The sequence below is a fragment of the Embleya hyalina genome, from assembly GCF_003967355.1.
In the GTDB taxonomy this organism is placed as follows: domain Bacteria; phylum Actinomycetota; class Actinomycetes; order Streptomycetales; family Streptomycetaceae; genus Embleya; species Embleya hyalina.
This window is the reverse complement of record NZ_BIFH01000017.1, coordinates 377,699-403,652: the sequence shown is the minus strand read 5'-3', so window position 1 is coordinate 403,652 and position 25,954 is coordinate 377,699. Positions and strand designations below refer to the sequence as shown.

The window sequence follows — 25,954 nt, the reverse complement described above, 5'->3', positions numbered from 1 at the left end:
GTGCAACCGGGACTCCGCCAAGGATCTTCGCAGGCCGGTCCGACCCCCGCGGATTTCCCGGTTGGCCCGCGCCGGGCCGGATCGGGCGCTAGCTTCGTTCGGGTGGGGGTGCCGTGCGGCGGCTGGGCCCGTGCGGCCGGGGGGTGCAGGGGAGTTGACGTTCCGTCATGTCGAATTCCGGATCTGGTTCCGGATCCGGTCGGCCCATCGGGCTGGCCGTCATAGGGGCCGGCTACTGGGGTCCCAATCTGATCCGCAACGCGCAGGCCACGCCGGCGCTGCGGGTGGAGTGGCTGTGTGACCTCGACGAGGCACGGGCCCGAGCGGTCCTGGGCGACTACAGCACGGTCCGGGTGAGCACGTCGTATCGGGACGTGCTCGCGGACCCGGCCGTGCAGGCCGTCGCCATCGCGACACCGGCCGCGACGCACTTCGAACTGGTCGCGGCGGCCCTGGAGGCGGGCAAACACGTCCTGGTCGAGAAGCCGATCACGGCCGCGTACGCCGAGGCGGTCAAGCTCGTCGAACTGGCCGAGCGCACCGGGCTGACCCTGATGTGCGATCACACGTTCTGCTACATGCCGGTGGTCCGGCACATCCGCGAGATGATCCACGGCGGCGAGTTGGGCGACATCCGCTTCTTCGACTCGGTCCGGATCAACCTCGGGCTGGTGCAGCCCGACGTGGACGTGTTGTGGGACCTCGCGCCGCACGACCTGTCCATCCTGGACTTCATCCTGCCGCCGGGGGTGCGCCCGGTGTCGGTGTCCGCGCACGGCGCGGACCCGCTGGGCACCGGCCGGGCCTGTCTGGCCTACCTGGTGCTGCGGCTGAGCAACGGCGCCATCGCGCACGTGCACGTCAACTGGCTCTCGCCGACCAAGGTCCGCACCACCATCATCGGCGGCTCGCGGCGCACGCTGGTGTGGGACGACACCAACCCGGCGGCCCGGCTCCAGGTGCACGACAAGGGGGTGGACCGGATCGAGGACACCACGCTCGACCACGACGCCCGCCGGGAGAAGCTGATCTCCTACCGGATGGGCGACGTGGTTCTGCCCGCGCTGCCCGAACGCGAGGCGCTGCGCGCGGTGATGGCCGAGTTCGCCGAGGCGATCGGCGCGGCCCGCCCCGCGCTCACCGACGGGCGGGCGGGACTGCGGGTACTGGAACTGTTGGAGGCCGCCTCGCGCAGCCTGGAACTGGGCGGCGTCGCCGTCGCCGTGGGGGAACAATCGTGACGAGTGTCGAGATCGCCGGATCGCACTGCCTGGTCACCGGCGGGGCCGGGACCATCGGATCCACCATCGTGGACCGCCTCCTCGACGCGGGCGCGGCCAAGGTGGTCGTGCTCGACAACCTGACCCGGGGTCACCGGGGCAACCTGGCCCGGGCGTTGGCCGACGAGCGGGTCGAGCTGGTGGACGGCGACATCCGCGACCGGGCGTTGCTGGCCCGGCTGACGCCGGGCGTCGACGTGTTGTTCCACCTGGCCGCGATCCGGATCACGCAGTGCGTCGAGGAGCCCAGGCTCGCCCTCGAAGTGCTGGTGGACGGCACCTACGACGTGATGGAGGCGGCGGTCGCGGCCGACGTGCGCAAGGTGGTCACGTCCTCCTCCGCGTCCGTGTACGGGCTGGCCGAGCACTTCCCGACCACCGAGGTGCACCACCCGTACGACAACGACACGCTCTACGGCGCGGCCAAGCTGTTCAACGAGGGCCTGCTGCGCAGCTTCCGGGCGATGTACGGCCTGGACTACGTGGCGCTGCGCTACTTCAACGTCTACGGCCCCCGGATGGACGTACACGGCCTGTACACCGAGGTGTTGATCCGCTGGATGGAGCGGATCGGCAAGGGGGAGCCCCCGTTGATCTTCGGCGACGGCCTGCAGACCATGGACTTCGTGTACACCGACGACATCGCGCGCGCCAATCTCCTGGCCGCGCGGGCGGATGCGAGCGGTGAGGTGTTCAACATCGCGTCCGGGAGCGAGACTTCGCTGGGCGCGCTGGCCGAGCGGCTGCTGGTGGTGATGGGCGCCGAGCACCTCGGCATCGAGTACGGCCCGGCCCGGGCCAGTGGCGGGGTGACCCGGCGGCTGGCCGATACCACCAAGGCGGCACGGGAGTTGGGCTTCACCGCCGAGGTGGACATCGACGAGGGGCTGCGCCGACTGGTGGCGTGGTGGCGGGACGCGGTCTGAACCGATGGGCGCACCGCGGGAGTTCGGTGCGGCTCGGGCATGGACACGCGGAGCTGGGTCAAGGGTTCGGCGCGGACGGGGCTGGGGGAGGACACGATGGGCATGGAACGAATTCCGGTGATGCGGCCCTGGATGGGCGACGAGGAGGCGGCCGCGGCGGCCGACGCGGTGCGCTCCGGGTGGGTGGCCCAGGGACCTCGGGTGGCGGCCTTCGAGCGGGCCTTCGCGGACCGTCTGGGGGTGGCGGAGGCGATCGCGGTGTCCTCGTGTACCACCGCGCTGCACCTGGCGCTGATCAACGCCGGGGTGGGGCCGGGAGACGAGGTGGTGGTGCCCTCGTTGTCCTTCGTGGCCACCGCCAACGCGGTGCGCTACGTGGGCGCGCGCCCGGTGTTCGCCGACGTCGAGCGGGCCACCGGCAACCTGTCCCCGGACACCGTCGAGCCGGTGCTGACCTCGGCCACGCGGGCGGTGATCCTGGTCGACCAGGGCGGCATCCCGGCCGACCTGGACGCGATGCGGGCCCTGGTGGACCACCGGGGCATCGTGGTGGTGGAGGACGCCGCCTGTGCGGCGGGTTCGACCTACAAGGGCCGGCCCGTCGGCGCGGGGGCGATGTCCGCGACCTTCTCGTTCCACCCGCGCAAGCTGCTGACCACGGGCGAGGGCGGCATGCTCACGCTGGCACGCGCGGGCCACGCGCCGCGGTTGCGCCGGCTGCGCGAGCACGGGATGAGTGTGAGCGCGGCCGATCGGGACGCGGCGGACCGGGCGGGTGGGGCGCCGGTGGTGGAGAGCTACGACGAACTGGGCTTCAACTACCGGATGACCGACGTGCAGGCGGCGATCGGCCTGGTGCAGCTCGGCAGGCTCGCCGCGATGGTCGAGCGGCGGCGGGAATTGGCCGCCCGATACCGGGAGTCGCTGGCCGATGTGGCGGGCCTGGAGACGGCCGCGGATCCCGCGTACGGGCTGACCAACTTCCAGGCGTTCTGGGTACTGCTGCCCGAGGACTTCCCGATGTCGCGCGACGAACTGCTCGGCGGGTTGGCCCGGGCCGGCATCTCCGCCCGGCGCGGGATCATGGCGGCGCACCTGGAGCCCGCCTACGCCGATGTCGAGCACGTACCGCTGCCCGTCACCGAGCGGCTGACCCGCGATTCGCTGATCCTGCCGCTGTTCCACGAGCTGACCGAGGCGCAGCAGGACCGGGTGGTCGCCGCGGTGCGGGCGGCGGCGGGCGTGCGGGCGGCCGTCTAGTGTCCTTTCGCGATCTGCTCCTCGTCGGCGCCGGGGGTTTCGCCCGGGAGGTCGCCGCCGCGCTGCCGGACTTTCGTGCCCCGCGCGGGAGTTCGGGATGGCGGCTGCTCGGCTTCCTGGACGACGACCCGGCCCGGCGGGACACCGAGGTGGACGGCGTGCCGGTGCTCGGCGGGGCCGACGCGGTGCACAAGTGGCCGGACGCCCTCGTGGTGGTGTGCACGGGCAGCCCGGCGCACTGGTGGAGCCGGTCGCGGGTGGTGGCCCGGCTCGGGCTGCCGGTCGACCGCTGGGCCACCCTGGTGCACACGAGCGCGGTGGTCCCGCGGACCTGCGAGGTGGGCCCCGGCGTGGTGTTGATGGCGCAGACGGTGTTGACCACCGGGGTCCGGGTCGGCGCGCACGCGCACACCATGCCGCAGGTGGTGTTGACCCACGACGACGACGTGGGCGAGTTCGCCACGCTGGCCGCGGGAGTGCGGCTGGCCGGCGGGGTCGTGGTGGGCCGGGAGGCGTACCTGGGGGCCGGTGCGCTGGTGCGCGAGCACCGGGTGATCGGCGCCCGATCACTGGTGGGGATGGGCTCGGTCGTGACGCGGGACGTGCCGCCGGCCGAGGTGTGGGCGGGGGTGCCGGCACGCCGACTGCGCGCGGCGCCGGACCTCGCCGAATCGGAGCGACGAGGTGGGGGAGACACGCATGAGTGCTGAGCCGAACCGGATCCCGCTGGTGGATCTGGCCGCCGCGCACGCCGAGGTGGCGACCGAGGTGGCGGCCGGCATCGCCCGGGTCCTGGACACCTGCGCGTTCGTGGGCGGCCCCGATGTGGCGGAATTCGAGGCCGAGTTCGCCGCGTTCACCGGTGCCGCGCACTGCGTGGGCGTGGCCAACGGCACCGACGCGGTGGAGCTGGCGCTGCGGGTGCTCGGGGTCGGCGCGGGCGAGGGTGTGGTGGTGCCCGCCAACACGTTCGTGGCGACCGCGGAGGCGGTGGTCCGGGCGGGCGCGCGGCCGGTGTTGGCCGACGTGGACGAGGACCACCTCCTGCTCGACCCGCAGCGGGCCGCCGAGGCGCTGGGCGACCCGTCGGGGGCCCGCGCCCTGCTGCCGGTGCACCTGAACGGGCAACTGGCCCCGATGGGCGCGCTGCGGGCGCTGGCGAAGGCGCGCGGGGTGTTCCTGGTCGAGGACGCCGCGCAGTGCCAGGGCGCCACCCAGGACGGCGTGGCCCCCGGCGCGTGGGGTCCGGACGCCATCGCGGCCACCAGCTTCTACCCGGGCAAGAACCTGGGCGCGTACGGCGACGGCGGCGCGGTGTGCACCGGCAACGAGGAACACGCGCGAATACTGCGCGAGTTGCGCGACCACGGCTCCTCGCGCAAGTACGTGCACACCAGGCTCGGGTTCAACTCGCGCCTGGACACCATCCAGGCCGTGGTGCTGCGCGCGAAGCTGCGCCGGCTGGCCGACTGGAACGTGCGGCGGCGGGCGGCGGCGGCGCGCTACGACACGCTGCTGGCCGGTATCGAGGGTGTACGGCTGCCCCGGACCGCGCCCGGCAACGAGCACGTGTGGCACCTGTACGCGGTCCGGGTGCCCGAGCGGGACAAGGTGCTCGCGCTGCTGAACGAGGCGGGCGTCGGCGCCGGCGTGCACTATCCGGTGCCGGTGCACCTGCAACCCGCGTTCGCCGAACTGGGCCACGCCCGAGGCGACTTCCCGGTCGCCGAGCGGGCCGCCGAGGAGTTGCTCTCGCTGCCGCTGTACCCGCAGCTTACCGCCGGGCAGCAGGAGCGCGTCGCGGAGGTGCTCGCGGGAGCGCTGAGCCGGCTGTGACGCCCGGGTCCGACCGCCGCCGGCCGGGGCCGGTCGCCCCGAGGCCCCGCCCGCCGGCGCCCGGCACGATCCGCTATCTCGGCCACGCGGGCTTCGTGGTCGCGCACGCCGGCGTCTCGCTGCTGATCGACCCGTGGTTCCACCCCGCCTTCCTCGGCTCGTGGTTCCCCTTCCCCGACAACCGCGAACTGCTGCCGGAGGTGGTCGCCGGCCGACCCGACCTCCTCTACCTCTCGCACCTGCACGAGGACCACTTCGACGAGCGGCTGCTGGACCGGCTGGACCGGGGCGTCACCGTGGTGCTGCCCCGCTACCGGTCCAAGTCGCTGGTCCGGCGGATGACCGCGCTCGGGTTCCGCGAGCAGGTGGTGCTCGGCCACCGCGAGTCGTTCACGCCGGTGCCCGGGCTGACCCTGACGATGTTCCTCGACACCAGCCACAAGGAGGACAGCGGGCTGCTCGTCGACCTCGACGGATACCGCTTCCTCGACCTCAACGACTGCAACACCCCGCTCGGCGAACTCCCGGACGAGATCGACCTGTTGTCCGCCCAGTTCTCCGGCGCGATGTGGTACCCGAACGCGTACGCGTATCCCGATGAGGTGCAGCGCAAGAAGACCGCCGAGGTGCGCTCGGACCTGTTCGACACGCTCGTGCGCAAGGTCCGGCTGACCGGTGCGCGGTCCTATCTGCCCTCGGCCGGCCCGCCGGTGTTCCTGGACCCGGAACTGGCCCGGTACAACGACCGCGACGAGACCATCTTCCCGCTGTGGGAGGCGTTCGCGGCCGACTTCGCGGCGGCCTGCCCGAGGGTGCGGGTGATCGAGGCGGCGCCGGGCGACGACCTCGCGGCGCCGAGCGGCCCGTCGGCGCACTGGCGCACCGACGCCTACCTGAGCGCCTACCGGGACCGCCGCGAGCAGGAGTGGCGGGCGTACGCCGAGCCGCCCTTCGAGCCGGTGACGCCCGCCGAACTGGACGCCTACCTCGCCCGGTTGCAGAGCTGGAACAAGCGCTTCCTCGGCGAGTGGCGCAAGGACGTGCGACTGACCTCGGACGGCGGTTCGTGGTCGGTGCGGCTGGGCCGGATCGCCGGCGACATCGTGTTCGAGGACGAACCCGTCGATCCCGCCTACACGATCGAGGTGCCGCAGCGGGCGCTGCGCGCGATCGTGGACGGCGAGGTGGGCTGGGAGGAGGCGCTGCTGTCCATGCGGCTCGGCCTGGCCCGCGATCCGGACGTGTTCGACCTGACCCTGATGAGCCTGCTGCGCTACGGCGAACACCCGGCGCAGACCATGCAGATGGTCAGGGAACGCGAATCGGCCGCGCGCGGCGAGTCGATCGAGCGGTGCGGGGTGCGGATGCAGCGCTTTTGTCCGCACGCCGGCGAGGACCTGTCGCACGCGGACATCGAGGCGGGCGTGCTGGAGTGCCCTCGACACCACTGGAAGTGGCGGCTGGACACCGGGGAGTGCGTCTCGGGCGGGACGGTGCCGCTGCGTGTCGGCCCGGCCGGCGGCGTCGATCGTGCCGGTCCGGATGTCCCGGATCCGTGACATTCGCCGCCGGGCGGCGAGGGCGCGCGTTCGAGGCGATCCGGTTGACATAACGTGTCGCGCCTATCGGCAATCGACCGCCGCGCCTTGTGTGCCGTCACCCCGGCGAGCTACCCGGTACCACTCTTTCGTCGTAATAGGCAGAAAAGATCATTGATCGCGGTATTGCATCCTTTGTATGTCGATAGCGAAGCGGTAAGCATTCAAAAGGAAAACGTTTTTCTCCGGAACGTCCGGGTTCCGTCACGAGCGTGTCATGACGTGTCGAGTGTCGGTCGCACGGCGGCCGCAGGTGCTGCGGTGTGGCCGTCCAAGTCATTCGTGTCCTGCGTCGGGACGGGAATGGCGCCCGTGATGTCTGGAGGTTGTCCATGAGTACCTGGGGATGGCTTTGCCAAGAAGGCGGTTGTCCGTCGAAGTCGGACGGCGCGCGCCAGCGGTACCGGTCGAAGGACGCGGCACAGGTGGCGGCCAAGGCGCACACCAAGGCCACCGGGCACAAGACGAAGATCATCGAATACAGGTAGGGCGGGACCGACGGGAACGGGCCGCAGGGGCCCGGGACGGGCCGGAGCGGCGCACGGTGGTCGACACCCCCGACCACCGCGCGCCGGCCGCGATCGGCCTACAACACCTCGATGTTGGGCCCCGCGCCGAGCACCCGACGACAGTCGAGCACGTAGTCGGCGGTGCGCAGCAACTCCAGGTCCATGTCGTCGTGGTCGACGAGCAGGACGACCGCGTCGGCCGCGGCGACCGTCTCCGGCGTCAACTCCACCCGCCGCAACCGCGCGTCCACCACCTGGGACTGCTCCACGTGCGGATCCGCGGCGGTGACCTCGGCACCCAGGTTCAGCAGCAGTCGGGCCACGTGCGTCGACGGCGACTCCCGGGCGTCGCCGGTGTTCTTCTTGTACGCGAGCCCCACCAGCAACACGTGCGAGCCGTTGACCGAGCGCCGCCGGGTGTTGAACGCGGCGGTGAGTCGGCGGATCACGTAGTCGGGCATGTGGTTGTTGACGTCGTTGGCCAACTCCACGAAACGAAAGCTCTGTCCGAGCGCGCGCTGCACCCGCCAGGACAGGTACGACGGGTCGATCGGCAGGCAGTGCCCGCCGACCCCGGGACCCGGCGTGAAGCGCAGGAACCCGAACGGCTTGGTGGAGCAGGCGTCGATCGCCTCCCACACGTCGATGCCCAGGTCGTGGGCGAACATCGCGACCTCGTTGACGAGCGCGATGTTCACGTGCCGGAAGGTGTTCTCGATCAGCTTGACCAGTTCGGCCTCCTTGGGCGAGGACACCGGCACCACCCGCTCGACCAGCGAGCCGTAGAAGCCCTCCACCACCGCGAGCGAGGCGGCGTCCACCCCCGACACCACCTTCGGGGTGTTGACCAGGTTCCAGGTCGGATTGCCCGGGTCGATCCGCTCCGGGCTGTAGCCCAGGTGGAAGTCGCGGCCCGCGGTCAGCCCCGAGCCCTCCTCCAGGATCGGGCCGACCAACTCCTCGGTGGTGCCCGGGTAGGTGGTCGATTCGAGCACCACGCACGCGCCCGGGCGCAGATACCGCGCGAGCGTGCGGGCGCACTCCTCGATGTAGCTCAGGTCCGGTACGCCCTCGCGCAGCGGCGTGGGCACGGTGATCACCGCGATGTCGTAGCCGCCCAGATCCCTCGGCTCGCTCGTGGCGCGGTAGCGGCCCGCGTCCAGGATCGCGCGCACCTCGGCGGCGGGGATGTCCTCGACGTAGGACTCACCCGCCGCCAGCCGCTTGACCCGCCCCTGGTCGACGTCGTAGCCGACCACCTCGTGGCCCACCTGCGCGGCCCGAACCGCCAGCGGCAGTCCCACATATCCCTGACCGGCGATGACAACACGCATCCGAGAATCCCCCTCCTCGCGCAACCGCCCACCCCCGAGCGGCTGGTGATGCAACGTCAGGAGCGGCCCGGCACGTGATCGGCACGCGGCTTGGCCACCACCCAGGACGACACGAGCCCGGCCACCCGCTCGCCGCGGACCACCGACCCGGGAAAGCGCGAGGCCAACTCCGCGCGTCGGGCCGGAAACACCCTCGGCGCGAAGCCGTCGATCCGGGTCCGGACCCGACCGGGCAGCAGGTGCACGGCGGGCAGCGAGGTCTGCGGATCGAGCGGGTGCTCGCGGGCGGCGGTGCGCAGCCAATAGCGCTCGGCCGAGGCGTGCACGACGTCGGCGAGCCGGGCCCGGTCGGTCGGCGCGGCCAGCCGGTCCAGCAGGCCGTCGCTCACCACCAGGTCGCAACCGCCGTTCCAGGCCAGCGGATCGCCGGCCTCGACGGCCAGCCACGGAGCCGGTTCGGCGGCCCGCTCGGCCGTCGTGATCACCCGCACGTGCGCGGGTCGTACCGGGGCGTGCCACCAGAACTCGGTGGAGCCGCCCAGGTCCACCACGCGCAACCGCTCGATGTCCGGGAACGCCTCGCGGAACCACAACCACCGTCGCGCCCGCACCCCGGCTTCCACCTGGGTGCGCGCGGCCCCCGCGCGCACCGACCAGGCCCGGACCAGACGTTGCGGTTGCGACATTGCGAGAGATCCCCCCTGACGGGCCCACGACCGAGCGCCGCGAACCGCCCCTCAGGTTATGGCCACGACCTCGTCCCCACGCGGGAAACCGGCGAACCCGAAGTGTCCCGAATCCGAACACGAAGGGGCGGTCGAAAACGGGCGAGCGGCCCCGGGGAAGGATCCCGGGGCCGCTCGCGGATCGTGTCGCGCCGGTCAGGCGCTGGGCCAGACGATGCTCTGGATCTCGCTGTAGGCGGCCAGGCCGTAGGAGCCGCCGTCGCGGCCGACGCCCGACTGCTTGAAGCCGCCGAACGGGGCCTCCATGTTGCGCCCGACGGTGTTCACCCCGACGCCGCCGGAGCGCAGCCGGCGGGCGACGCCGTAGGCGCGCGTGGTGTCCCCCGCGAAGACGTAGGAGATCAGGCCGTAGTCCGAGTCGTTGGCGATCCGGATCGCCTCCTCCTCGTCCCCGTCGAACGGGATCACCGTGACCACCGGGCCGAAGAACTCCTCACGCGCGATGGTCATCTCGTTGGTCGCGTCCGCGAACAGCGTCGGCGCCACGTAGAAGCCCTTCGCGAAGTCGGGCCGCTCGCCGCCGACCACCAGGCGGGCGCCCTCCTCGCGGCCCTTGGCGATCAGCGCCTCCACCCGGCCGCGCTGCACCGCGGAGATGACCGGGGTGACCTGCGTCGCGGGATCCAGCGGGCTGCCCACCTTCAGCCCGTTCGCGTGCTCGGCGAGCCGCTCCACGAGCCGGTCGTAGATGCCGCGCTGGGCGATCACCCGGGTCGGCGCGGTGCAGATCTGGCCCGCGTAGAAGCTCCACACCGTGCCGATGCCGTGCACCGCCGCGTCCAGGTCGGCGTCGTCGAGCACGATGCACGCGCCCTTGCCGCCCAGCTCCATCAGCTGGCGCTTGAAGGTACGGCCGGCCACCTCGGCGATCCGCGCGCCGATCGCGGTCGAGCCGGTGAAGCTGATCATGTCCACGTGCGGCGAGGCCACCGTCGCCTCGGACACGTCCACGCCCGAGCCGGTGACCACGTTCAGCACACCCGCCGGCAGCCCGGCCTCGGCCAGCGCCTCGGCCATCCGGTACACCGCCAGCGGGTCCTGCGGCGCGGGCTTGACCACGACCGTGTTGCCCATCGCCAGCGCCGGCGCGACCTTGCCCGCGGTGTTCGCCAGCGGGTTGTTGTACGAGGTGATGCAGGTGACCACGCCGACCGGCTGGCGCACCTCCACGGCGCCGAAGATGCCCGCCCGGCTCAGCGCGGTCTCGGGGGTCGGCTGCGGGGCGAGCGCGAACTCGGTCGGCTCCAGCGCGCCCTTGGCGTAGCGCTTGAACCGCGAGTAGGTGGTGCCCAGCTGCATCATGCCCGTGACCGAGAGTGTGGCGCCGGTCTCGGCGGAGGCCAGCGGGACCACCTCGCCGCCCATCTTCAGGAACAGGTCCGCGGCCCGGTCCAGGATCCGGGAGCGCTCCTCGGGGGTGGTCCGCGACCAGGTGCCGAACGCCTCGGCCGCCGCCGCGGTCGCCGCGTTCGCCTGCTCCACCGACGCCTCGGGCGCCAGGCCCACGACCTCCTCGGTGGCCGGGTTGATCACCTCGTAGTGACCGCGCTCCGGCTCGACCCATTCGCCGCCGATGTAGAGCTTCTGCTGCGCGCTGCTCATCGTGTCCGTCGTCTCCCCTGGTCCAGCCGCCGCCCGGACTGCCGACGGCCGCCCGCCGGAAATCCGACGACCCGTCAGATTCCTGTTCGGAGGCCATTGGACCCCCTATCAGTCACATTGCCAAGGGGGAGGGGTGGGCGGTACTGGTCACAGTCACACGTTGTCATCGCGGGCGGCACCGACCCCTTCGGGCGTAGGGTTGTCGGGGAACCCCGGTCCTTTTCCAAGGTCGGGGCCGTTCGCGTTGCGGAGGATCCAACCGGCCCATGAGTCTGACCGGTCTGCTAGACATCGTCGTCCAGGACCCCGCCGTCGCCGAGGCGGTGCGGGCCGCGTCCGAGGGCCGCGGTACCGCCCTCGACCTCGTCGGACCACCGGCGTTGCGACCCTTCGTGGTGGCCGCCGTCGCCGCCCGCGCGGATCGACCCGTACTCGCGGTCACCGCCACCACCCGCGAGTGCGAGGACCTGGTCGCGGCCCTTGGGTCGCTGCTGCCCGAGGACTCCGTCGTGGAATACCCCTCGTGGGAGACGCTGCCGCACGAGCGGCTGTCCCCGCGCTCGGACACCGTCGGCCGCCGGCTCGCGGTGCTGCGCCGGCTCGCCCACCCGACCTCGGGCGAGCGCGCCGACGCCGGCACCGGCACCCTCAAGGTCGTCGTCGCGCCGATCCGCAGCGTGCTCCAGCCGCAGGTCAAGGGCCTGGGCGAGCTGGAACCGGTGGCCCTGGCGGCCGGGCAGGAGATCGACCTCGACACCGTGGTCGAGCGCCTGGCCGCGGCCGCCTACGCGCGTGTCGACCTGGTGGAGAAGCGCGGCGAGTTCGCCGTGCGCGGCGGCATCCTGGACGTGTTCCCGCCGACCGAGGAGCACCCGCTCCGGGTCGAGTTCTGGGGCGATCAGGTCGAGGAGATCCGCTGGTTCAAGGTCGCCGACCAGCGCTCCCTGGAGACCGCCGAACACGGCCTGTGGGCACCCCCGTGCCGGGAGCTGCTGCTCACCGACGAGGTGCGCGAGCGGGCCCGCGAGCTCCTGGTGGAGCATCCGGGCCTGGTCGAGATGCTGGGCAGGATCGCCGAGGGCATCGCGGTGGAGGGCATGGAGTCGCTGGCCCCCGCGCTGGTGGACGACATGGAGCTGCTGCTCGACGTCCTGCCCGCGGGCAGCCACGTGCTGGTCTGCGACCCCGAGCGGGTCCGCACCCGCTCCGCCGACCTGGTGGCCACCAGCCGCGAGTTCCTGGACGCCTCCTGGGCCGCGGCGGCGGGCGGCGGGGAGAGCCCGATCGACCTGGGCGCCGCCTCCCTGTGGAGCCTGGCCGACGTGCGCGAGCACGCCGCCGGGATCGGCGTGCCGTGGTGGTCGCTCAGCCCGTTCGGCCCCGACGCCGACGACTCGGGTACCGAGATCGGCGCGGTCGAGGTGGAGGCCTACCGCGGCGACGCGCAGCGGGTGCTGGCCGAGATCAAGGGCCGACTCGCCGACGACTGGCGCGTGGTGCTGGTCACCGAGGGCCACGGACCGGCCGCGCGCTTCGTCGAGACGCTGTCCGGCGAGGGGGTGCCGGCCCGGCTCGACGCGGACCTCGCCGAGGTGCCGGAGACCGGCGTGGTGCACGTGACCACCGGCTGCATCGGACACGGCTTCGGCTCCGAGTCGCTGCGCACCCTCGTGCTGACCGAGGAGGACGTCTCCGGACAGCGCACCTCGACCAAGGACATGCGCCGGCTGCCCAGCCGGCGACGCAACATGGTCGACCCGCTCCAGCTCAAGCCCGGCGACTTCGTGGTGCACGAGTCGCACGGCGTGGGGCGCTACGTGGAGATGGTCCGGCGCACGGTGCAGGGCGCGCAGCGCGAGTACCTGGTCCTGGAGTACGCCCCCGCCAAGCGCGGCCAACCGGGCGATCGCCTGTTTGTGCCAACCGATCAGTTGGAGCAGGTCACCAAGTACGTCGGCGGCGAGAGCCCGTCGCTGCACCGCCTCGGCGGCGCCGACTGGGCCAAGACCAAGGCCAAGGCGAAGAAGGCGATCAAGGAGATCGCGGGCGACCTGATCAAGCTCTACTCGGCCCGGATGGCCGCGCCCGGACACGCCTTCGGCCCGGACACCCCGTGGCAGCGCGAGTTGGAGGACGCCTTCCCCTACGTCGAGACGCCCGACCAGCTCTCCTCGATCGAGGAGGTCAAGGGCGACATGGAGAAGCCGATCCCGATGGACCGGCTGATCTGCGGCGACGTCGGCTACGGCAAGACCGAGATCGCGGTGCGCGCGGCGTTCAAGGCGGTCCAGGACGGCAAGCAGGTGGCCGTCCTGGTGCCCACCACGCTGCTCGTCCAGCAACACTTCTCCACCTTCTCCGAGCGCTACGCGCAGTTCCCGGTGGTGGTGAAGTCGCTGTCCCGGTTCCAGACCGAGACCGAGGCCAAGGCGGTCCTGGAGGGCCTGCGCGAGGGCTCGATCGACATCGTGATCGGCACCCACCGGCTGTTCTCGGCCGAGACGAGGTTCAAGGACCTGGGCCTGGTCATCGTCGACGAGGAGCAGCGCTTCGGCGTCGAGCACAAGGAGCAGTTGAAGAAGCTGCGCGCCAACGTCGACGTGCTGACCATGTCCGCGACCCCGATCCCGCGCACCCTGGAGATGGCGGTCACCGGCATCCGGGAGATGTCCACGATCACCACGCCGCCCGAGGAGCGGCACCCGGTGCTCACCTTCGTCGGGCCGTACGAGGAGAAGCAGATGGGCGCCGCGATCCGGCGCGAACTGCTGCGCGAGGGGCAGGTCTTCTACATCCACAACCGGGTCGAGTCGATCGACCGCGCGGCGGGCCGGATCCGCGAACTGGTGCCCGAGGCCCGGGTGGCCGTCGCCCACGGCCAGATGCACGAGAACGCGTTGGAGAAGGTGGTGGTGGACTTCTGGGAGAAGGAGTTCGACGTCCTGGTCTGCACCACGATCGTCGAGTCCGGCATCGACATCTCCAACGCCAACACGCTGATCGTGGAGCGGGCCGACAACTTCGGGCTCTCCCAGCTGCACCAGTTGCGCGGCCGGGTGGGCCGGGGCCGCGAGCGGGCGTACGCGTACTTCCTGTACCCGCCGGAGAAGCCGCTGACCGAGACCGCGCACGAGCGCCTGGCCACCATCGCCCAGCACACCGAGATGGGCGCGGGCATGTTCGTGGCGATGAAGGACCTGGAGATCCGCGGCGCGGGCAACCTGCTCGGCGGCGAACAGTCCGGGCACATCGCGGGCGTCGGGTTCGACCTGTACGTGCGCATGGTGGGCGAGGCGGTCAACCAGTACAAGGAACTCGCGGCGGGCGGCGACGGCGCGGAGGAGGTCCCGGAGATCCGGGTCGAGCTGCCGATCGACGCGCACGTCCCGCACGACTACGTGCCCGGCGAGCGGCTGCGGCTGGAGGCGTACCGGCGGATCGCGGCGATCACCTGCGAGGCGGACATCGACGCGGTGCGGGCCGAACTGGTGGACCGCTACGGGCCGTTGCCGCAGCCGGTGGAGAACCTGCTGGAGGTGGCCAGGTTCCGGGCGCACGTACGCACCGCCGGGATCGCCGACGTCACGCTCCAGGGCAACTTCGTCCGGTTCGGCCCGGTCGAACTGCGCGAGTCGCAGCAGTTGCGGCTCCAGCGGCTGTATCCGAAGACGCTGGTCAAGGCGGCGACCCAGCAGATCCTGGTGCCCAAGCCGATGACCGCCCGGATCGGTGGGCAACCGCTGCGTGACGGGGCGCTGTTGACCTGGGCGCGGGATCTGGTGGACGCGATCCTGCTGGAGCCGATCGCGGCGGCGAAGAAGTAGGCCGCGGCCCGGCTCTCCGGCTCCCGGACCGGCGCGTGGTCGCCGATTCGGGAGCCGCGGCGGGTGCTCGGCCGCCGAGGATGATCTTGGCGAATGTGCGGACTTCGGGCGTGCCCACCCGTATCTTTGATCGTTGGTCATGGGTCGCACGTCCGCCGTGGCCGACAGTCGTACCGCCGTACAGCGCCATCGAGCATCGGGAGTTCGTGTGAGTCGCACGTCGCGTTCCGTCCCTGTCGATTCCGCGCACCGCCGGCGGCGGGCCGCGTCCCGGGCCCGGGTGGCCGCGGTGGGGCTGGTGCTGGTCACCGGCTTCGCGCTCTCCGGCTGCTCGGATTCCAAGGCGGGCGCGGCCGCCATGGTCGGCGGGGAGCGCATCGAGATCTCGACCCTCAACGCCAAGGTCGACAAGCTGGAGCAGGCGTTCTCCCGGCAGAACCTGCCGCTCAACGGCACCGGCGCCCAACTGGAGGCCAACCAGGCCGAGTTGGTCCAGCTGATCTCGCGTCGGGTGATCGCCGAGGCGGCCGAGCGCAACCACGTCGCCCTGAACGCGACCCAGGTGCTCCAGGCCCGCCGCACGCTGGAGGCCCGGCTCGGCGGCGCGCAGAACCTGGAGGCCCGCCTGGTGCGGATCGGCGTGCTGCCCGCCGAGGTGGACGACTTCGTCCGGACCGAGTCGCTGAAGGCGGAGATCGCCCGGGCTCGCGGGATCGACCTGGGCACCGCCGACGGCCAGGCGCAGCTGGACGCCTACCTGGGCGACGTGGCGGCCTCGATGAAGATCAAGGTGAACCCGAGGTACGGCGCCTGGGACTCGGCGAAGATGACCACCACCGCCGCGACCTATTCGTGGCTGGCCCCGGGCACCCAGCCGGCGACCGGTTCCGTGGACACCCCGCCCGGGGCGGCGAGCGGCACCTGAGCCGGACCGTAGGCTGGCCGGGTGAGTGACACGCCTACCGCCGCGCCGCCCGCCCGCCTCGTCCTGCTCGCCGGCACCCACCGGGTCGCCCCCGGCCTGCTGAGCTGGCCCGCGTGGCGCACGCTGCGCGAGGCGGCCGGCACGCCGACCGGGTGCGTGCTGACCGCCGACGCCGACCACCCCCAGCTGCCCTATCTGCGCGAGGCGGGCGTCGAGGTCGACATCGCCGACCTCGACGCGGGCCCGCTCGCGCTCGCCCGGCAACTGCTCGACCGGGCCCGCGCGGGCCTGGTCGTCTGGCTCGCGGCGACCGACGACGACCCCGGCCTGGGCCCGGCGCTGGCCCGGGTCGCGGCGGGCGACGAGGGCGGCGAGCCGGTCCCGGAGATCGAACTGCTGCCCGGCGCCTGGGACCTGCCGGGCGCGCGCCTGCTCGACCTGGTCGCGGTGATGGACCGGCTGCGCTCGCCCGGCGGCTGCCCGTGGGACGCGAAGCAGACCCACGAGTCGCTGGCCCGCTACCTGGTCGAGGAGACCTACGAGCTGGTCGACGCGATCGATTCGGGGGACCGGGACCACCTGCGCGAGGAACTGGGCGACGTGCTGATGCAGGTGTTCTTCCACGCCCGGGTCGCCGAGGAGGACGAGGCCGACCCGTTCGGCATCGACGACGTGGCCGGCGGCATCGTGGACAAGCTGATCAGCCGCCATCCGCACGTGTTCGCCGACGTGGAGGCCGACACCCCGGAGGCGGTCGAGGCCAACTGGGACGCGCTCAAGGCCGCGGAGAAGTCGCATCGCGCATCGGCCCTCGACGGCGTCGCGATGAGCCAGCCGGCCCTGGCGCTGGCGGCGAAGTTCCTGTCCCGGACCGGCAAGGCCGGCCTGACCGTACCCACCCCCACGCTCCCGACCGCCGTCGACGCCGACGACTACGCCGGCCCCGAGGCGATCGGCGACCTGCTGCTGGCCGTCACCGAACTGGCCGCCCGCCGGGGCGTCGACGCCGAGACCGCGCTGCGCGCCGCGACCCTGCGCCACGGAGAGCGGGTCCGCGCGGCCGAAGCGGGCTGACGGACGCCGACCGCCGACGCCCGAGGGCCCGGAACCGAAGCACGGTTCCGGGCCCTCGTCGGTACGAATCGATCACACGCGGCGGAAGATCAGCGCGCGCTTCACTTCCTGGATCGCCTTGGTGACCTCGATGCCACGCGGGCACGCCTCGGTGCAGTTGAAGGTCGTGCGGCAGCGCCACACGCCCTCCTTCTCGTTCAGGATCTCCAGACGCTCCTCGGCGCCCTCGTCCCGCGAGTCGAAGATGAACCGGTGCGCGTTGACGATCGCGGCCGGGCCGAAGTACTGCCCGTCACTCCAGAACACCGGGCACGACGTGGTGCACGCCGCGCACAGGATGCACTTGGTGGTGTCGTCGAAACGCTCGCGGTCCTCGGGCGACTGCAGACGCTCGCGCGTCGGCTCGTTGCCCGACGTGATCAGGAACGGCATCACGTCCTTGTACGCCTGCATGAACGGGTCCATGTCGACGACGAGGTCCTTCTCCAGCTTCAGACCCTTGATCGCCTCGACCGTGATCGGCTTGGCCATGTCCAGGTCCTTGACCAGGGTCTTGCAGGCCAGCCGGTTGCGCCCGTTGATCCGCATCGCGTCCGAGCCGCAGATGCCGTGCGCGCAGGAGCGGCGGAAGGTGAGCGAGCCGTCCTGCTCCGCCTTGATCTTCATCATGGCGGTCAGGATGCGCTCGGTCGGGTCGGCCTCGACCTTGAAGTCCTGCCAGTACGGCTCCGCGTCGGTCTCCGGGTTGAACCGGCGGATCCGCAGCGTGATCACGATCGGCGTGTGGTCGCGCTCGGCGGCCGTGCTGCCGTGCCCGGTGCCGGGCGCGGTCTCTTCCACTACGGCAGTCATCAGTACTTACGCTCCATCGGCTGGTAGCGGGTGACCACGACCGGCTTGTAGCCCAGGCGGATCGAGTGCTCGCCCTTCGCGTCGACCTCGCGGTACGCCATCGTGTGCTTCATGTAGTTCTCGTCGTCGCGCGCCTGGAAGTCCTCGCGGGCGTGGCCGCCGCGCGACTCCTTGCGGTTCTGCGCGCCGACGACCAGGACCTCGGCGAGGTCGAGCAGGAAGCCCAGCTCGATCGCCTCGAGCAGGTCGGTGTTGTACCGCTTGCCCTTGTCCTGGATGGAGACGTCGAGGTAGCGCTTCTGCAGGCCCTTGATGTCGGCGAGCGCCTGCTTCAGCGTCTCCTCGGTGCGGTAGACGCCGGCGTTGGCGTCCATCGTCTCCTGCATCTCGGCGCGGATCGCGCCGACCCGCTCGGTGCCCGAGCTGTCGCGCAGCCGCTCGATCAGCTCGACGACCGTGGTCTCGGGGGCCTCGGGCAGCTCGACGAAGTCGTGCGTGGTCGCGTACTCGGCGGCGGCGATGCCCGCGCGCCGGCCGAACACGTTGATGTCGAGCAGCGAGTTGGTGCCGAGCCGGTTCGAGCCGTGCACGGACACGCAGGCGACCTCGCCGGCCGCGTACAGACCCGGGACCACCGTGGTGTTGTCCGACAGCACCTCGGCCTCGACGTTGGTCGGGATGCCGCCCATCGCGTAGTGCGCGGTCGGGTACACCGGGACCAGCTCGGTGGTCGGCTCGACGCCCAGGTAGGTGCGCGCGAACTCGGTGATGTCCGGCAGCTTCTCCTCGATCTGCTCCGCCGGCAGGTGGGTCAGGTCGAGGTAGACGTAGTCCTTGTTCGGACCGGCGCCGCGACCCTCCAGCACCTCCAGGACCATCGAGCGCGCGACGATGTCACGCGGCGCGAGGTCCTTGATGGTGGGCGCGTAGCGCTCCATGAAGCGCTCGCCGTCCGCGTTGCGCAGGATGCCGCCCTCGCCGCGGGCGCCCTCGGTGAGCAGGATGCCCAGGCCCGCGAGACCGGTCGGGTGGAACTGGTAGAACTCCATGTCCTCCAGCGGCAGTCCCCGGCGCCACGCGATGCCCATGCCGTCGCCGGTGAGGGTGTGCGCGTTCGAGGTGGTCTTGAAGACCTTGCCGAAGCCGCCGGTCGCGAAGATCACCGACTTGGCCTGGAAGACGTGGATCTCGCCGGTGGCCAGCTCGTAGGCGACCACGCCCGAGGTGGACTTGTTGCCCGCCTCGTCCTCGGCCAGGAGCAGGTCCAGGACGTAGAACTCGTTGTAGAACTCGACGTTCTGCTTGACGCAGTTCTGGAACAGCGTCTGGAGGATCATGTGGCCGGTGCGGTCCGCCGCGTAGCAGGAGCGGCGCACCGCCGCCTTGCCGTGGTCGCGGGTGTGCCCGCCGAAGCGGCGCTGGTCGATCCGGCCCTCGGGGGTCCGGGAGAAGGGGAGGCCCATCTTCTCCAGGTCCAGGACGGCGTCGATCGCCTCCTTGCACATGATCTCCGCGGCGTCCTGGTCGGTGAGGTAGTCACCACCCTTGACCGTGTCGAACGTGTGCCACTCCCAGTTGTCCTCCTCGACGTTGGCGAGGGCGGCACACATGCCGCCCTGCGCGGCGCCGGTGTGCGAACGCGTGGGGTACAGCTTGGTCAGTACGGCGGTACGGCTGCGCTTGCTCGACTCCAGGGCCGCGCGCATGCCGGCGCCGCCCGCGCCGACGATGACGGTGTCGTACTTGTGGGTCTGCATGATGCTCGTTCAGTCCTCGGGTGCTGGGATCGGCCGCGGTCAGTTGCCGATGTTGGGGTCGAAGGTGAAGATCACCAGCGTCCCCAGGAAAAGCACGATCAGCGCGGACGTGTACAGCAGCGCCTTGAGCCAGAACCGGGTCTGGTCCCGCTCCGCGTAGTCGTTGATGATCGTGCGCAGACCGTTGACACCGTGCAGCTCGGCGAGCCACAGCATGATGAGGTCCCACGACTGCCAGAACGGCGACGCCCAGCGGCCCGCGACGAACGCGAAGCCGATCTTGGACACGCCACCGTCCAGGACGAGCTGGATGAGCAGGTGGCCCAGGACCAGGACGACCAGGAGCACGCCGGACAGCCGCATGAACAGCCAGCCGTACAGCTCGAAGTTGGTCTTGGTCGAGCGCGGCGAACGCTTGCTGCGCGGCGACTCGATCGACGGTCCGCCGCCGTGGATCTTGGGTGCGTTTTCGATGGTGGCGGACACTTCAGCTCCCGAAGATGGTCTTGATCGAGTGCTGCAGGATCGGGTAGGCGCTGCCGGCCATCAACACGACCCAGACGCCGACGACCGTCCAGAGCATCTGCTTCTGGTAGCGCGGGCCCTTCTCCCAGAAGTCCACCGCGATGATCCGCAGACCATTGAGCGCGTGGAACAGGATGGCCGCGACGAGCCCGTATTCGAGCAGGTTGACGAACGGGTTCTTGTAGATGTCGATCGTCTCGTCGTACGCCTCGGGGGATACGCGAACGAGTGCGGTGTCGAGGACGTGCGCGAACAGGAAGAAGAAGATGAGGACGCCGGTGACTCGATGAGCCACCCAGGACCACATGCCTTCCCGGCCGCGGTAGAGCGTTCCAGCCGGCACGGAAACTACCCTCCGGGTGCGGTACATGAGGGGACACGGCCGGCTGGGAGGGTGTCCGCGTTCGGTGTCGGACCCTCTGGTTGTCGGTCGGCCCGGCCGGGTATCGGTCGCCCGGCCCCGGCCATGGTAGCCACCGATCGGGGGCCCTCTTGTGGCAGGGCGCGCGATGTGATCCATTCCGCACGGCGGAGTGGAACCATCCGGGTGACGTGCGCGTAGCGGGTCACCATTTCCTGACGCCCCGTCAGCACTCGTATGGGGGAAAGCGGGCCACGCCCGGACGAAAGATCACCGCAAGCGCGAACGCGCAGGTCGGTGAGGTGACCCGCCGGTAGGGCTGACATCACATCAGTCGTGCGTATTCATCCGCCGCCCCGGTCCCTACGATGCGACGCATGACGGAGGCTACTGTCGATGGCGGCACGTCTACCGGATCCACCTTCGCGAGCCAGTTCCCGCAACCCACGCGGGACCAATGGCAGCGCCTCGTGGCCGGCGTGCTCCGCAAATCGAAGGTGCTGGGCGAGAACGACACGCCCGAGCGCCCCGAAGACCTGCTCGCGACCACCACCTACGACGGCGTCACGCTGTCCCCGCTCTACACCGAGGCCGCGGCGCGGCCGGGCCTGCCCGGGCTGAGCCCGTTCGTCCGGGGCTCGCGCGCGGCCGGTCACGCGGCCGACGGCTGGGACGTGCGCCAGGCGCACGCGGACACCGATCCGGGGCGGGTCAACGAGAGCGTGCTCGCGGACCTGGAGAACGGGGTCACCTCCGTCTTCCTGTACGTCGGTGCCGACGCCCTCGCCCCCGACGCCCTGGCCCGCGCGCTCGACGGCGTGCTGCTCGACCTGGCGCCGGTCGCCCTGGCCACCGGCGCCGACTTCGTTCCGGCCGCCGACGCGCTGCTCGCGGTGTTCCGGGAGAGCGGCGTGGCGCCCGCCGAATTGCGCGGCAACCTCGGCGCCGACCCGATCTCCTCGCACGCGCGCACCGGCTCGGGCGCCGACCCGAGCGCCGCCGCGGAGCTCGCGGCGCGCGCCCACGCGGAGTTCGCCGGGATCCAGGCGATCGTCGCCGACGGACAGCCGTATCACGAGGCGGGCGGCTCGGACGGACAGGAACTCGGCGCGGCCACCGCCGCCGGCGTCGCCTACCTGCGCGCGCTCACCGCCGCCGGACTCGACGTGGACACCGCCCTCGGGCTGATCGAGTTCCGCTTCGCCGCCACCGCCGAACAGTTCCCCACCATCGCCAAGCTGCGCGCCGCGCGCCGGCTCTGGGCCCGGGTGGCCCAGGCGTCCGGCGCGTCCCCCGCGGCCGGCGCCCAGCGCCAGCACGCGCTGACCTCGTGGGCGATGACCACCCGGCGCGACCCCTGGGTCAACATGCTGCGTACCACGGTCGCCTCCTTCGCGGCCGGCGTCGGCGGCGCCGACGCGGTCACCGTGCGCTCCTTCGACGCCGCGATCGGGCTGCCCGACGCGTTCTCCCGGCGGATCGCCCGCAACACCCAGGCACTGCTCCTGGAGGAGTCGCACCTCGCACAGGTGATCGACCCGGCGGGCGGCTCGTGGTTCGTCGAACAACTCACCGACGACCTCGCCCGGGCCGGATGGGAGTTCTTCCGGGAGATCGAGCGGCGGGGCGGCATCGTCGCGGCGCTCGACTCGGGGTGGCTCGCCGACCGCCTCGCCGAGGTGCGCGCCGAGCGGGACCGGGCCATCGCGACCCGGACCGACCCGATCACCGGGGTCAGCGAGTTCCCGAACCTGACCGAGGCCCCCGTCGTGCGCGAGCCCGCGCCCGAGGTCCCGGTCTCCGCCGCCGGACTGCCCCGGGTGCGCTACGCCGAGGCGTACGAGTCGCTGCGCGACCGCTCCGACGCGCGGCTCGCCGCGACCGGCTCCCGGCCGACCGTCTTCCTCGCCACCCTGGGACCGCTCGCGCAGTACACCGCGCGGGCCGGCTTCGCCGCCAACCTGTTCGCGGCGGGCGGCGTCGCCACCGTGGAGGCGGGTACCACCGAGGGTGACGAGAGCGCCGCCGAGGCGATCGTCGCGCGCTGGATCGAGGCGGGCCGCCCGGCGACCGTGGTGCTGACCTCCTCGGAGAAGCTCTACGCCACGCTCGCGGCCCCGGTCGCCGCCGCGCTGCGCGCCGCCGGAGCGGGCCGGATCCTGCTCGCGGGGCAGAAGGCGCACGGAGCCGACGTGGACGGGTACGTATACAGCGGATGCGACGCGCTCGACGTGCTGCACACCACGTACGACAACCTCTCGTCGACCCCGGAGGGGGCGAAATGAGCATTCCCGACTTCACCCAGGTCGAGCTCGACGCGCCCGCGTCCGGCGACCTCGACGCGTGGCGCGACGCGGTGCGCGAGGAGACCGGCAAGGACGCCGACGCGCTGACCCACGACACTCCCGAGGGCATCCCGCTCAAGGCGCTGTACACCGACGAGGACCTGGAAGGGCTCGACTTCCTGGGCACCTACCCGGGCATCACGCCGTTCCTGCGCGGGCCGTACCCGACGATGTACGTCAACCAGCCGTGGACGATCCGCCAGTACGCGGGCTTCTCCACCGCCGAGGAGTCCAACGCCTTCTACCGGCGCAACCTGGCGGCCGGCCAGAAGGGCCTGTCGATCGCGTTCGACCTGGCCACCCACCGGGGTTACGACTCGGACCACCCGCGCGTGACCGGCGACGTCGGCATGGCGGGCGTGGCGATCGACTCGATCTACGACATGCGCCAACTCTTCGACGGCATCCCGCTGGACCGGATGTCGGTGTCGATGACGATGAACGGCGCGGTGCTGCCCGTGCTCGCGCTCTACATCGTCGCGGCGGAGGAGCAGGGGGTGGCACCGGAACAGCTCACGGGGACGATCCAGAACGACGTCCTCAAGGAGTTCATGGTCCGCAACACCTACATCTATCCGCCCAAGCCCTCGATGTCGATCATCTCCGACATCTTCGCGTACACCTCGCAGAAGATGCCGAAGTTCAACTCGATCTCCATCTCCGGCTACCACATCCAGGAGGCCGGGGCCACGGCCGACCTGGAGCTGGCCTACACGCTCGCGGACGGCATCGAGTACCTGCGCGCGGGCGTCGAGGCGGGCCTGGACATCGACGCGTTCGCGCCGCGCCTGTCGTTCTTCTGGGCGATCGGGATGAACTTCTTCATGGAGGTCGCCAAGCTGCGCGCGGCGCGCCTGCTGTGGGCCGACATCGTCAAGTCGTTCGGCGCGAAGAACCCCAAGTCCTTCTCGCTGCGCACCCACTCGCAGACGTCGGGCTGGTCGCTGACCGCGCAGGACGTGTTCAACAACGTGGTGCGCACCTGCCTGGAGGCGATGGCCTCGACCCAGGGCCACACCCAGTCGCTGCACACCAACGCGCTGGACGAGGCGCTGGCGTTGCCGACCGACTTCTCCGCCCGGATCGCGCGCAACACCCAGCTGCTGCTCCAGCAGGAGTCGGGCACCTGCGACGTGATCGACCCGTGGGGCGGCTCGGCCTACATCGAACGCCTCACCCACGACCTCGCGGTGCGCGCCCGGGAGCACATCGCCGAGGCCGAGCGGGCGGGCGGCATGGCGTCGGCGATCGCCGAGGGTCTGCCCAAGCTGCGGATCGAGGAGGCGGCGGCGCGCACCCAGGCCCGGATCGACTCGGGCCGGCAGTCGGTGATCGGCGTCAACAAGTATCTGGTCGCCAGCGACGAGGCGATCGACGTGCTCAAGATCGACAACAACGCGGTGCGCGAGGGCCAGCTGGAGAAGTTGCGCCGGCTGCGCGAGGAGCGCGACGACGACGCGGTGCGCCGGGCGCTGGCCGCGCTGTCCGGCGCCGCGCAGGCGGACGTCGAGGGCACCCGGCCGCGTGATCTCGAACACAACCTGCTCGCGCTCGCGGTGGACGCGGCCCGGGCCAAGGCCACCGTCGGCGAGATCTCCGACGCGCTGGAGTCGGCGTACGGCCGACACCAGGCGCAGATCCGCACGCTGACCGGGGTGTACCGGGAAGAGGTGGGCATGTCGGCCAACGTGGAGACGGCCCGCGGGCTGGTCGCCCGGTTCGAGGAGCTGGAGGGCCGCCGGCCGCGCATCCTGGTGGCCAAGATGGGCCAGGACGGGCACGACCGGGGGCAGAAGGTGATCGCCACCGCGTTCGCCGACCTCGGCTTCGACGTGGACGTGGGCGCGCTCTTCCAGACGCCGGGCGAGGTGGCCCGACAGGCGGTCGAGGCGGACGTGCACGTGGTCGGCGTGTCCTCGCTCGCGGCCGGTCACCTCACCCTGGTGCCGGCCCTGCGCCGGGAACTGGCCGCGTTGGACGCCGAGGAGATCATGGTCGTGGTCGGCGGGGTGATCCCGCCCGCCGACGTGCGACCACTGCTCGACATGGGCGCCACCGCCGTCTTCCCGCCCGGCACGGTGATCGCGGACGCCGCGGTGGACCTGCTCCGGGGCCTGTACAAGCAGTTGGACCACGAGCTGCCGGTCGACTGATGGCACGGGTGATCGACGTCGGCGCGTACGCCGAGGGCGTGCTCGCGGGCAATCGCACGATCCTGGCCCGGGCGGTCACGCTGGTCGAGTCCACCCGGGCCGACCACCGCGACCTGGCGCAGGAGTTGCTGGTCAAGTTGCTGCCGCACGCCGGCGGTGCCCACCGGGTGGGCATCACCGGCGTGCCGGGCGTGGGCAAGTCCACCTTCATCGAGACGCTGGGCACCCGGCTGACCGGCGCGGGCCATCGGGTCGCGGTGCTCGCCGTCGACCCGTCCTCCTCCCGGCACGGCGGCAGCATCCTGGGCGACAAGACCCGGATGGGCCGGCTCGCGGTGGACGACCGCGCGTTCGTCCGGCCCTCGCCGACCGCCGGCACGCTCGGCGGGGTGGCCCGGGCCACCCGCGAGTCGATCGTGCTGATGGAGGCGGCCGGCTACGACGTGGTCCTGGTCGAGACGGTCGGCGTGGGCCAGTCCGAGACGACCGTGGCGAACATGGTCGACTGCTTCCTGTTCCTGACCCTGGCCCGCACCGGCGACCAGCTCCAGGGCATCAAGAAGGGCGTCCTGGAGCTGGCCGACGTGGTCGCGGTGAACAAGGCGGACGGCGAGTACGCCCTCGCCGCGCGCCGGGCCGCCCGCGAACTCGCGGGCGCGCTGCGGCTGATGCGTCGGGCCGGGGAGTCGTGGACGACGCCGGTGCTGACCTGTTCCGGGTTGTCCGGGGAGGGGCTGGACGAGGTCTGGGAAACCGTCCTCAAGCACCGGCGGACCCTGGAAGCCACCGGCGAGTCGGCCGAACTGCGCCGCCGCCAGCAGGTCGACTGGACCTGGGCGACGGTGCACGACGCGCTCCTCGCCGAGTTGCGCGAGCACCCTTCGGTACGGGCTATCGTGCCCGACCTCGAACGCGACGTCCGGGCCGGCAATCTCACCGCGACCCTTGCCGCGTCTCGCATCCTGGACGCGTTCCATGGGCGGCAAGGGGAGTCCTGAGCAATCGGGCGCTTGGTTGATACCGGTCCGAGTGGGCCGAAGCCGGCCA

The 25,954-nt window shown here is 71.6% G+C and carries 20 protein-coding genes; 13 read left to right on the top strand and 7 right to left on the bottom strand.

The window, feature by feature from the left end; all coding sequences use genetic code 11:
- The first annotated feature begins 167 nt into the window (after nt 1–167).
- The 7 genes from EMA17_RS15170 to EMA17_RS51750 all read left to right on the top strand — a co-directional run bounded on the left by EMA17_RS15170 (nt 168) and on the right by EMA17_RS51750 (nt 7,388).
- A complete protein-coding gene (locus EMA17_RS15170) occupies nt 168–1,241 on the top strand; it encodes a Gfo/Idh/MocA family protein (RefSeq protein ID WP_126637510.1) in 1,074 nt (357 codons plus the stop codon).
- Nucleotides 1,238–2,206 (top strand): SDR family NAD(P)-dependent oxidoreductase, encoded by a 969-nt coding sequence (locus tag EMA17_RS15165; protein WP_246126668.1) that lies wholly within the window; start codon nt 1,238–1,240, stop codon nt 2,204–2,206. Before EMA17_RS15170 ends, EMA17_RS15165 begins: the two co-directional genes overlap by 4 nt.
- Before the next feature lie 39 nt (nt 2,207–2,245).
- On the top strand, nt 2,246–3,466 hold the full coding sequence (locus EMA17_RS15160; protein WP_246126667.1) for a DegT/DnrJ/EryC1/StrS family aminotransferase: 1,221 nt from the start codon (nt 2,246–2,248) through the stop codon (nt 3,464–3,466).
- Nucleotides 3,466–4,176 carry an acetyltransferase gene (locus EMA17_RS15155; RefSeq protein ID WP_126637509.1) on the top strand — a complete coding sequence of 237 codons (711 nt, stop codon included), beginning with the start codon at nt 3,466–3,468 and terminating at the stop codon, nt 4,174–4,176. Before EMA17_RS15160 ends, EMA17_RS15155 begins: the two co-directional genes overlap by 1 nt.
- Nucleotides 4,166–5,302 carry a DegT/DnrJ/EryC1/StrS family aminotransferase gene (locus EMA17_RS15150; RefSeq protein WP_126637508.1) on the top strand — a complete coding sequence of 379 codons (1,137 nt, stop codon included), beginning with the start codon at nt 4,166–4,168 and terminating at the stop codon, nt 5,300–5,302. The genes EMA17_RS15155 and EMA17_RS15150 overlap by 11 nt, the downstream gene beginning before the upstream one ends.
- On the top strand, nt 5,299–6,861 hold the full coding sequence (locus tag EMA17_RS15145) for an MBL fold metallo-hydrolase (protein ID WP_126637507.1): 1,563 nt from the start codon (nt 5,299–5,301) through the stop codon (nt 6,859–6,861). The genes EMA17_RS15150 and EMA17_RS15145 overlap by 4 nt, the downstream gene beginning before the upstream one ends.
- Nucleotides 6,862–7,232: 371 nt before the next feature.
- Nucleotides 7,233–7,388, top strand: coding sequence for a hypothetical protein (locus EMA17_RS51750; RefSeq protein ID WP_160161412.1), 156 nt, complete (start codon nt 7,233–7,235; stop codon nt 7,386–7,388).
- Nucleotides 7,389–7,486: 98 nt separating this feature from the next.
- Here EMA17_RS51750 and EMA17_RS15140 read toward each other — a convergent pair whose 3' ends face one another.
- From EMA17_RS15140 to EMA17_RS15130, 3 genes are all read right to left on the bottom strand, one after another.
- On the bottom strand, nt 7,487–8,743 hold the full coding sequence (locus tag EMA17_RS15140; RefSeq protein ID WP_126637506.1) for a nucleotide sugar dehydrogenase: 1,257 nt from the start codon (nt 8,741–8,743) through the stop codon (nt 7,487–7,489).
- A gap of 56 nt (nt 8,744–8,799) precedes the next feature.
- Nucleotides 8,800–9,429, bottom strand: coding sequence for a hypothetical protein (locus EMA17_RS15135; protein WP_126637505.1), 630 nt, complete (start codon nt 9,427–9,429; stop codon nt 8,800–8,802).
- A gap of 195 nt (nt 9,430–9,624) precedes the next feature.
- The gene (locus EMA17_RS15130; RefSeq protein ID WP_126637504.1) at nt 9,625–11,091 is read right to left on the bottom strand and encodes an aldehyde dehydrogenase family protein; all 1,467 of its coding nucleotides are present in this window, start codon (nt 11,089–11,091) and stop codon (nt 9,625–9,627) included.
- 266 nt (nt 11,092–11,357) lie between these two features.
- On the opposite strand from EMA17_RS15130, the gene mfd reads away from it, so the two are divergent.
- From mfd to EMA17_RS15115, 3 genes are all read left to right on the top strand, one after another.
- A complete protein-coding gene (gene mfd, locus EMA17_RS15125; protein WP_126637503.1) occupies nt 11,358–14,915 on the top strand; it encodes a transcription-repair coupling factor in 3,558 nt (1,185 codons plus the stop codon).
- A gap of 208 nt (nt 14,916–15,123) precedes the next feature.
- On the top strand, nt 15,124–15,840 hold the full coding sequence (locus EMA17_RS15120; RefSeq protein WP_160161411.1) for a SurA N-terminal domain-containing protein: 717 nt from the start codon (nt 15,124–15,126) through the stop codon (nt 15,838–15,840).
- 21 nt (nt 15,841–15,861) lie between these two features.
- Complete coding sequence (locus EMA17_RS15115; RefSeq protein WP_126637501.1) at nt 15,862–16,914, top strand: nucleoside triphosphate pyrophosphohydrolase; 1,053 nt, start codon at nt 15,862–15,864, stop codon at nt 16,912–16,914.
- A gap of 72 nt (nt 16,915–16,986) precedes the next feature.
- Here EMA17_RS15115 and EMA17_RS15110 read toward each other — a convergent pair whose 3' ends face one another.
- The 4 genes from EMA17_RS15110 to sdhC are packed head-to-tail and all read right to left on the bottom strand — an operon-like array spanning nt 16,987 to nt 20,391.
- Nucleotides 16,987–17,769: a succinate dehydrogenase iron-sulfur subunit gene (locus EMA17_RS15110; protein WP_371863005.1), complete on the bottom strand. Its 783-nt coding sequence runs from the start codon at nt 17,767–17,769 to the stop codon at nt 16,987–16,989.
- Entirely contained in the window at nt 17,766–19,523 is a 1,758-nt protein-coding gene (sdhA, locus tag EMA17_RS15105) for a succinate dehydrogenase flavoprotein subunit (protein WP_126637500.1), read from the bottom strand. The genes EMA17_RS15110 and sdhA overlap by 4 nt, the downstream gene beginning before the upstream one ends.
- 39 nt (nt 19,524–19,562) lie before the next feature.
- Nucleotides 19,563–20,009 carry a succinate dehydrogenase hydrophobic membrane anchor subunit gene (locus EMA17_RS15100; RefSeq protein ID WP_126637499.1) on the bottom strand — a complete coding sequence of 149 codons (447 nt, stop codon included), beginning with the start codon at nt 20,007–20,009 and terminating at the stop codon, nt 19,563–19,565.
- A gap of 1 nt (nt 20,010) precedes the next feature.
- A complete protein-coding gene (sdhC, locus tag EMA17_RS15095; RefSeq protein ID WP_078979260.1) occupies nt 20,011–20,391 on the bottom strand; it encodes a succinate dehydrogenase, cytochrome b556 subunit in 381 nt (126 codons plus the stop codon).
- A 395-nt stretch (nt 20,392–20,786) separates the two neighbouring features.
- On the opposite strand from sdhC, the gene EMA17_RS15090 reads away from it, so the two are divergent.
- Genes EMA17_RS15090 through meaB form a run of 3 tightly spaced genes read left to right on the top strand, consistent with a single transcriptional unit; the run spans nt 20,787 to nt 25,905 of the window.
- Nucleotides 20,787–22,694, top strand: coding sequence for a methylmalonyl-CoA mutase subunit beta (locus EMA17_RS15090; protein WP_126637498.1), 1,908 nt, complete (start codon nt 20,787–20,789; stop codon nt 22,692–22,694).
- On the top strand, nt 22,691–24,907 hold the full coding sequence (scpA, locus tag EMA17_RS15085) for a methylmalonyl-CoA mutase (RefSeq protein WP_126637497.1): 2,217 nt from the start codon (nt 22,691–22,693) through the stop codon (nt 24,905–24,907). Before EMA17_RS15090 ends, scpA begins: the two co-directional genes overlap by 4 nt.
- The gene (gene meaB / locus EMA17_RS15080) at nt 24,907–25,905 is read left to right on the top strand and encodes a methylmalonyl Co-A mutase-associated GTPase MeaB (RefSeq protein ID WP_126637496.1); all 999 of its coding nucleotides are present in this window, start codon (nt 24,907–24,909) and stop codon (nt 25,903–25,905) included. Before scpA ends, meaB begins: the two co-directional genes overlap by 1 nt.
- The last annotated feature ends 49 nt before the right edge of the window (nt 25,906–25,954 follow it).

What these genes read in the sequence shown, in the direction of transcription:
- EMA17_RS15170 (WP_126637510.1), top strand. Translation starts at nt 168, where the DNA reads ATGTCGAATTCCGGATCTGGTTCCGGATCCGGTCGGCCCATCGGGCTG.
- EMA17_RS15160 (WP_246126667.1), top strand. Translation starts at nt 2,246, where the DNA reads ATGGACACGCGGAGCTGGGTCAAGGGTTCGGCGCGGACGGGGCTGGGG.
- EMA17_RS15150 (WP_126637508.1), top strand. Translation starts at nt 4,166, where the DNA reads ATGAGTGCTGAGCCGAACCGGATCCCGCTGGTGGATCTGGCCGCCGCG.
- EMA17_RS51750 (WP_160161412.1), top strand. Translation starts at nt 7,233, where the DNA reads ATGAGTACCTGGGGATGGCTTTGCCAAGAAGGCGGTTGTCCGTCGAAG.
- EMA17_RS15140 (WP_126637506.1), bottom strand. Translation starts at nt 8,743, where the DNA reads ATGCGTGTTGTCATCGCCGGTCAGGGATATGTGGGACTGCCGCTGGCG.
- EMA17_RS15135 (WP_126637505.1), bottom strand. Translation starts at nt 9,429, where the DNA reads ATGTCGCAACCGCAACGTCTGGTCCGGGCCTGGTCGGTGCGCGCGGGG.
- EMA17_RS15130 (WP_126637504.1), bottom strand. Translation starts at nt 11,091, where the DNA reads ATGAGCAGCGCGCAGCAGAAGCTCTACATCGGCGGCGAATGGGTCGAG.
- mfd (WP_126637503.1), top strand. Translation starts at nt 11,358, where the DNA reads ATGAGTCTGACCGGTCTGCTAGACATCGTCGTCCAGGACCCCGCCGTC.
- sdhA (WP_126637500.1), bottom strand. Translation starts at nt 19,523, where the DNA reads ATGCAGACCCACAAGTACGACACCGTCATCGTCGGCGCGGGCGGCGCC.
- EMA17_RS15090 (WP_126637498.1), top strand. Translation starts at nt 20,787, where the DNA reads ATGACGGAGGCTACTGTCGATGGCGGCACGTCTACCGGATCCACCTTC.
- scpA (WP_126637497.1), top strand. Translation starts at nt 22,691, where the DNA reads ATGAGCATTCCCGACTTCACCCAGGTCGAGCTCGACGCGCCCGCGTCC.
- meaB (WP_126637496.1), top strand. Translation starts at nt 24,907, where the DNA reads ATGGCACGGGTGATCGACGTCGGCGCGTACGCCGAGGGCGTGCTCGCG.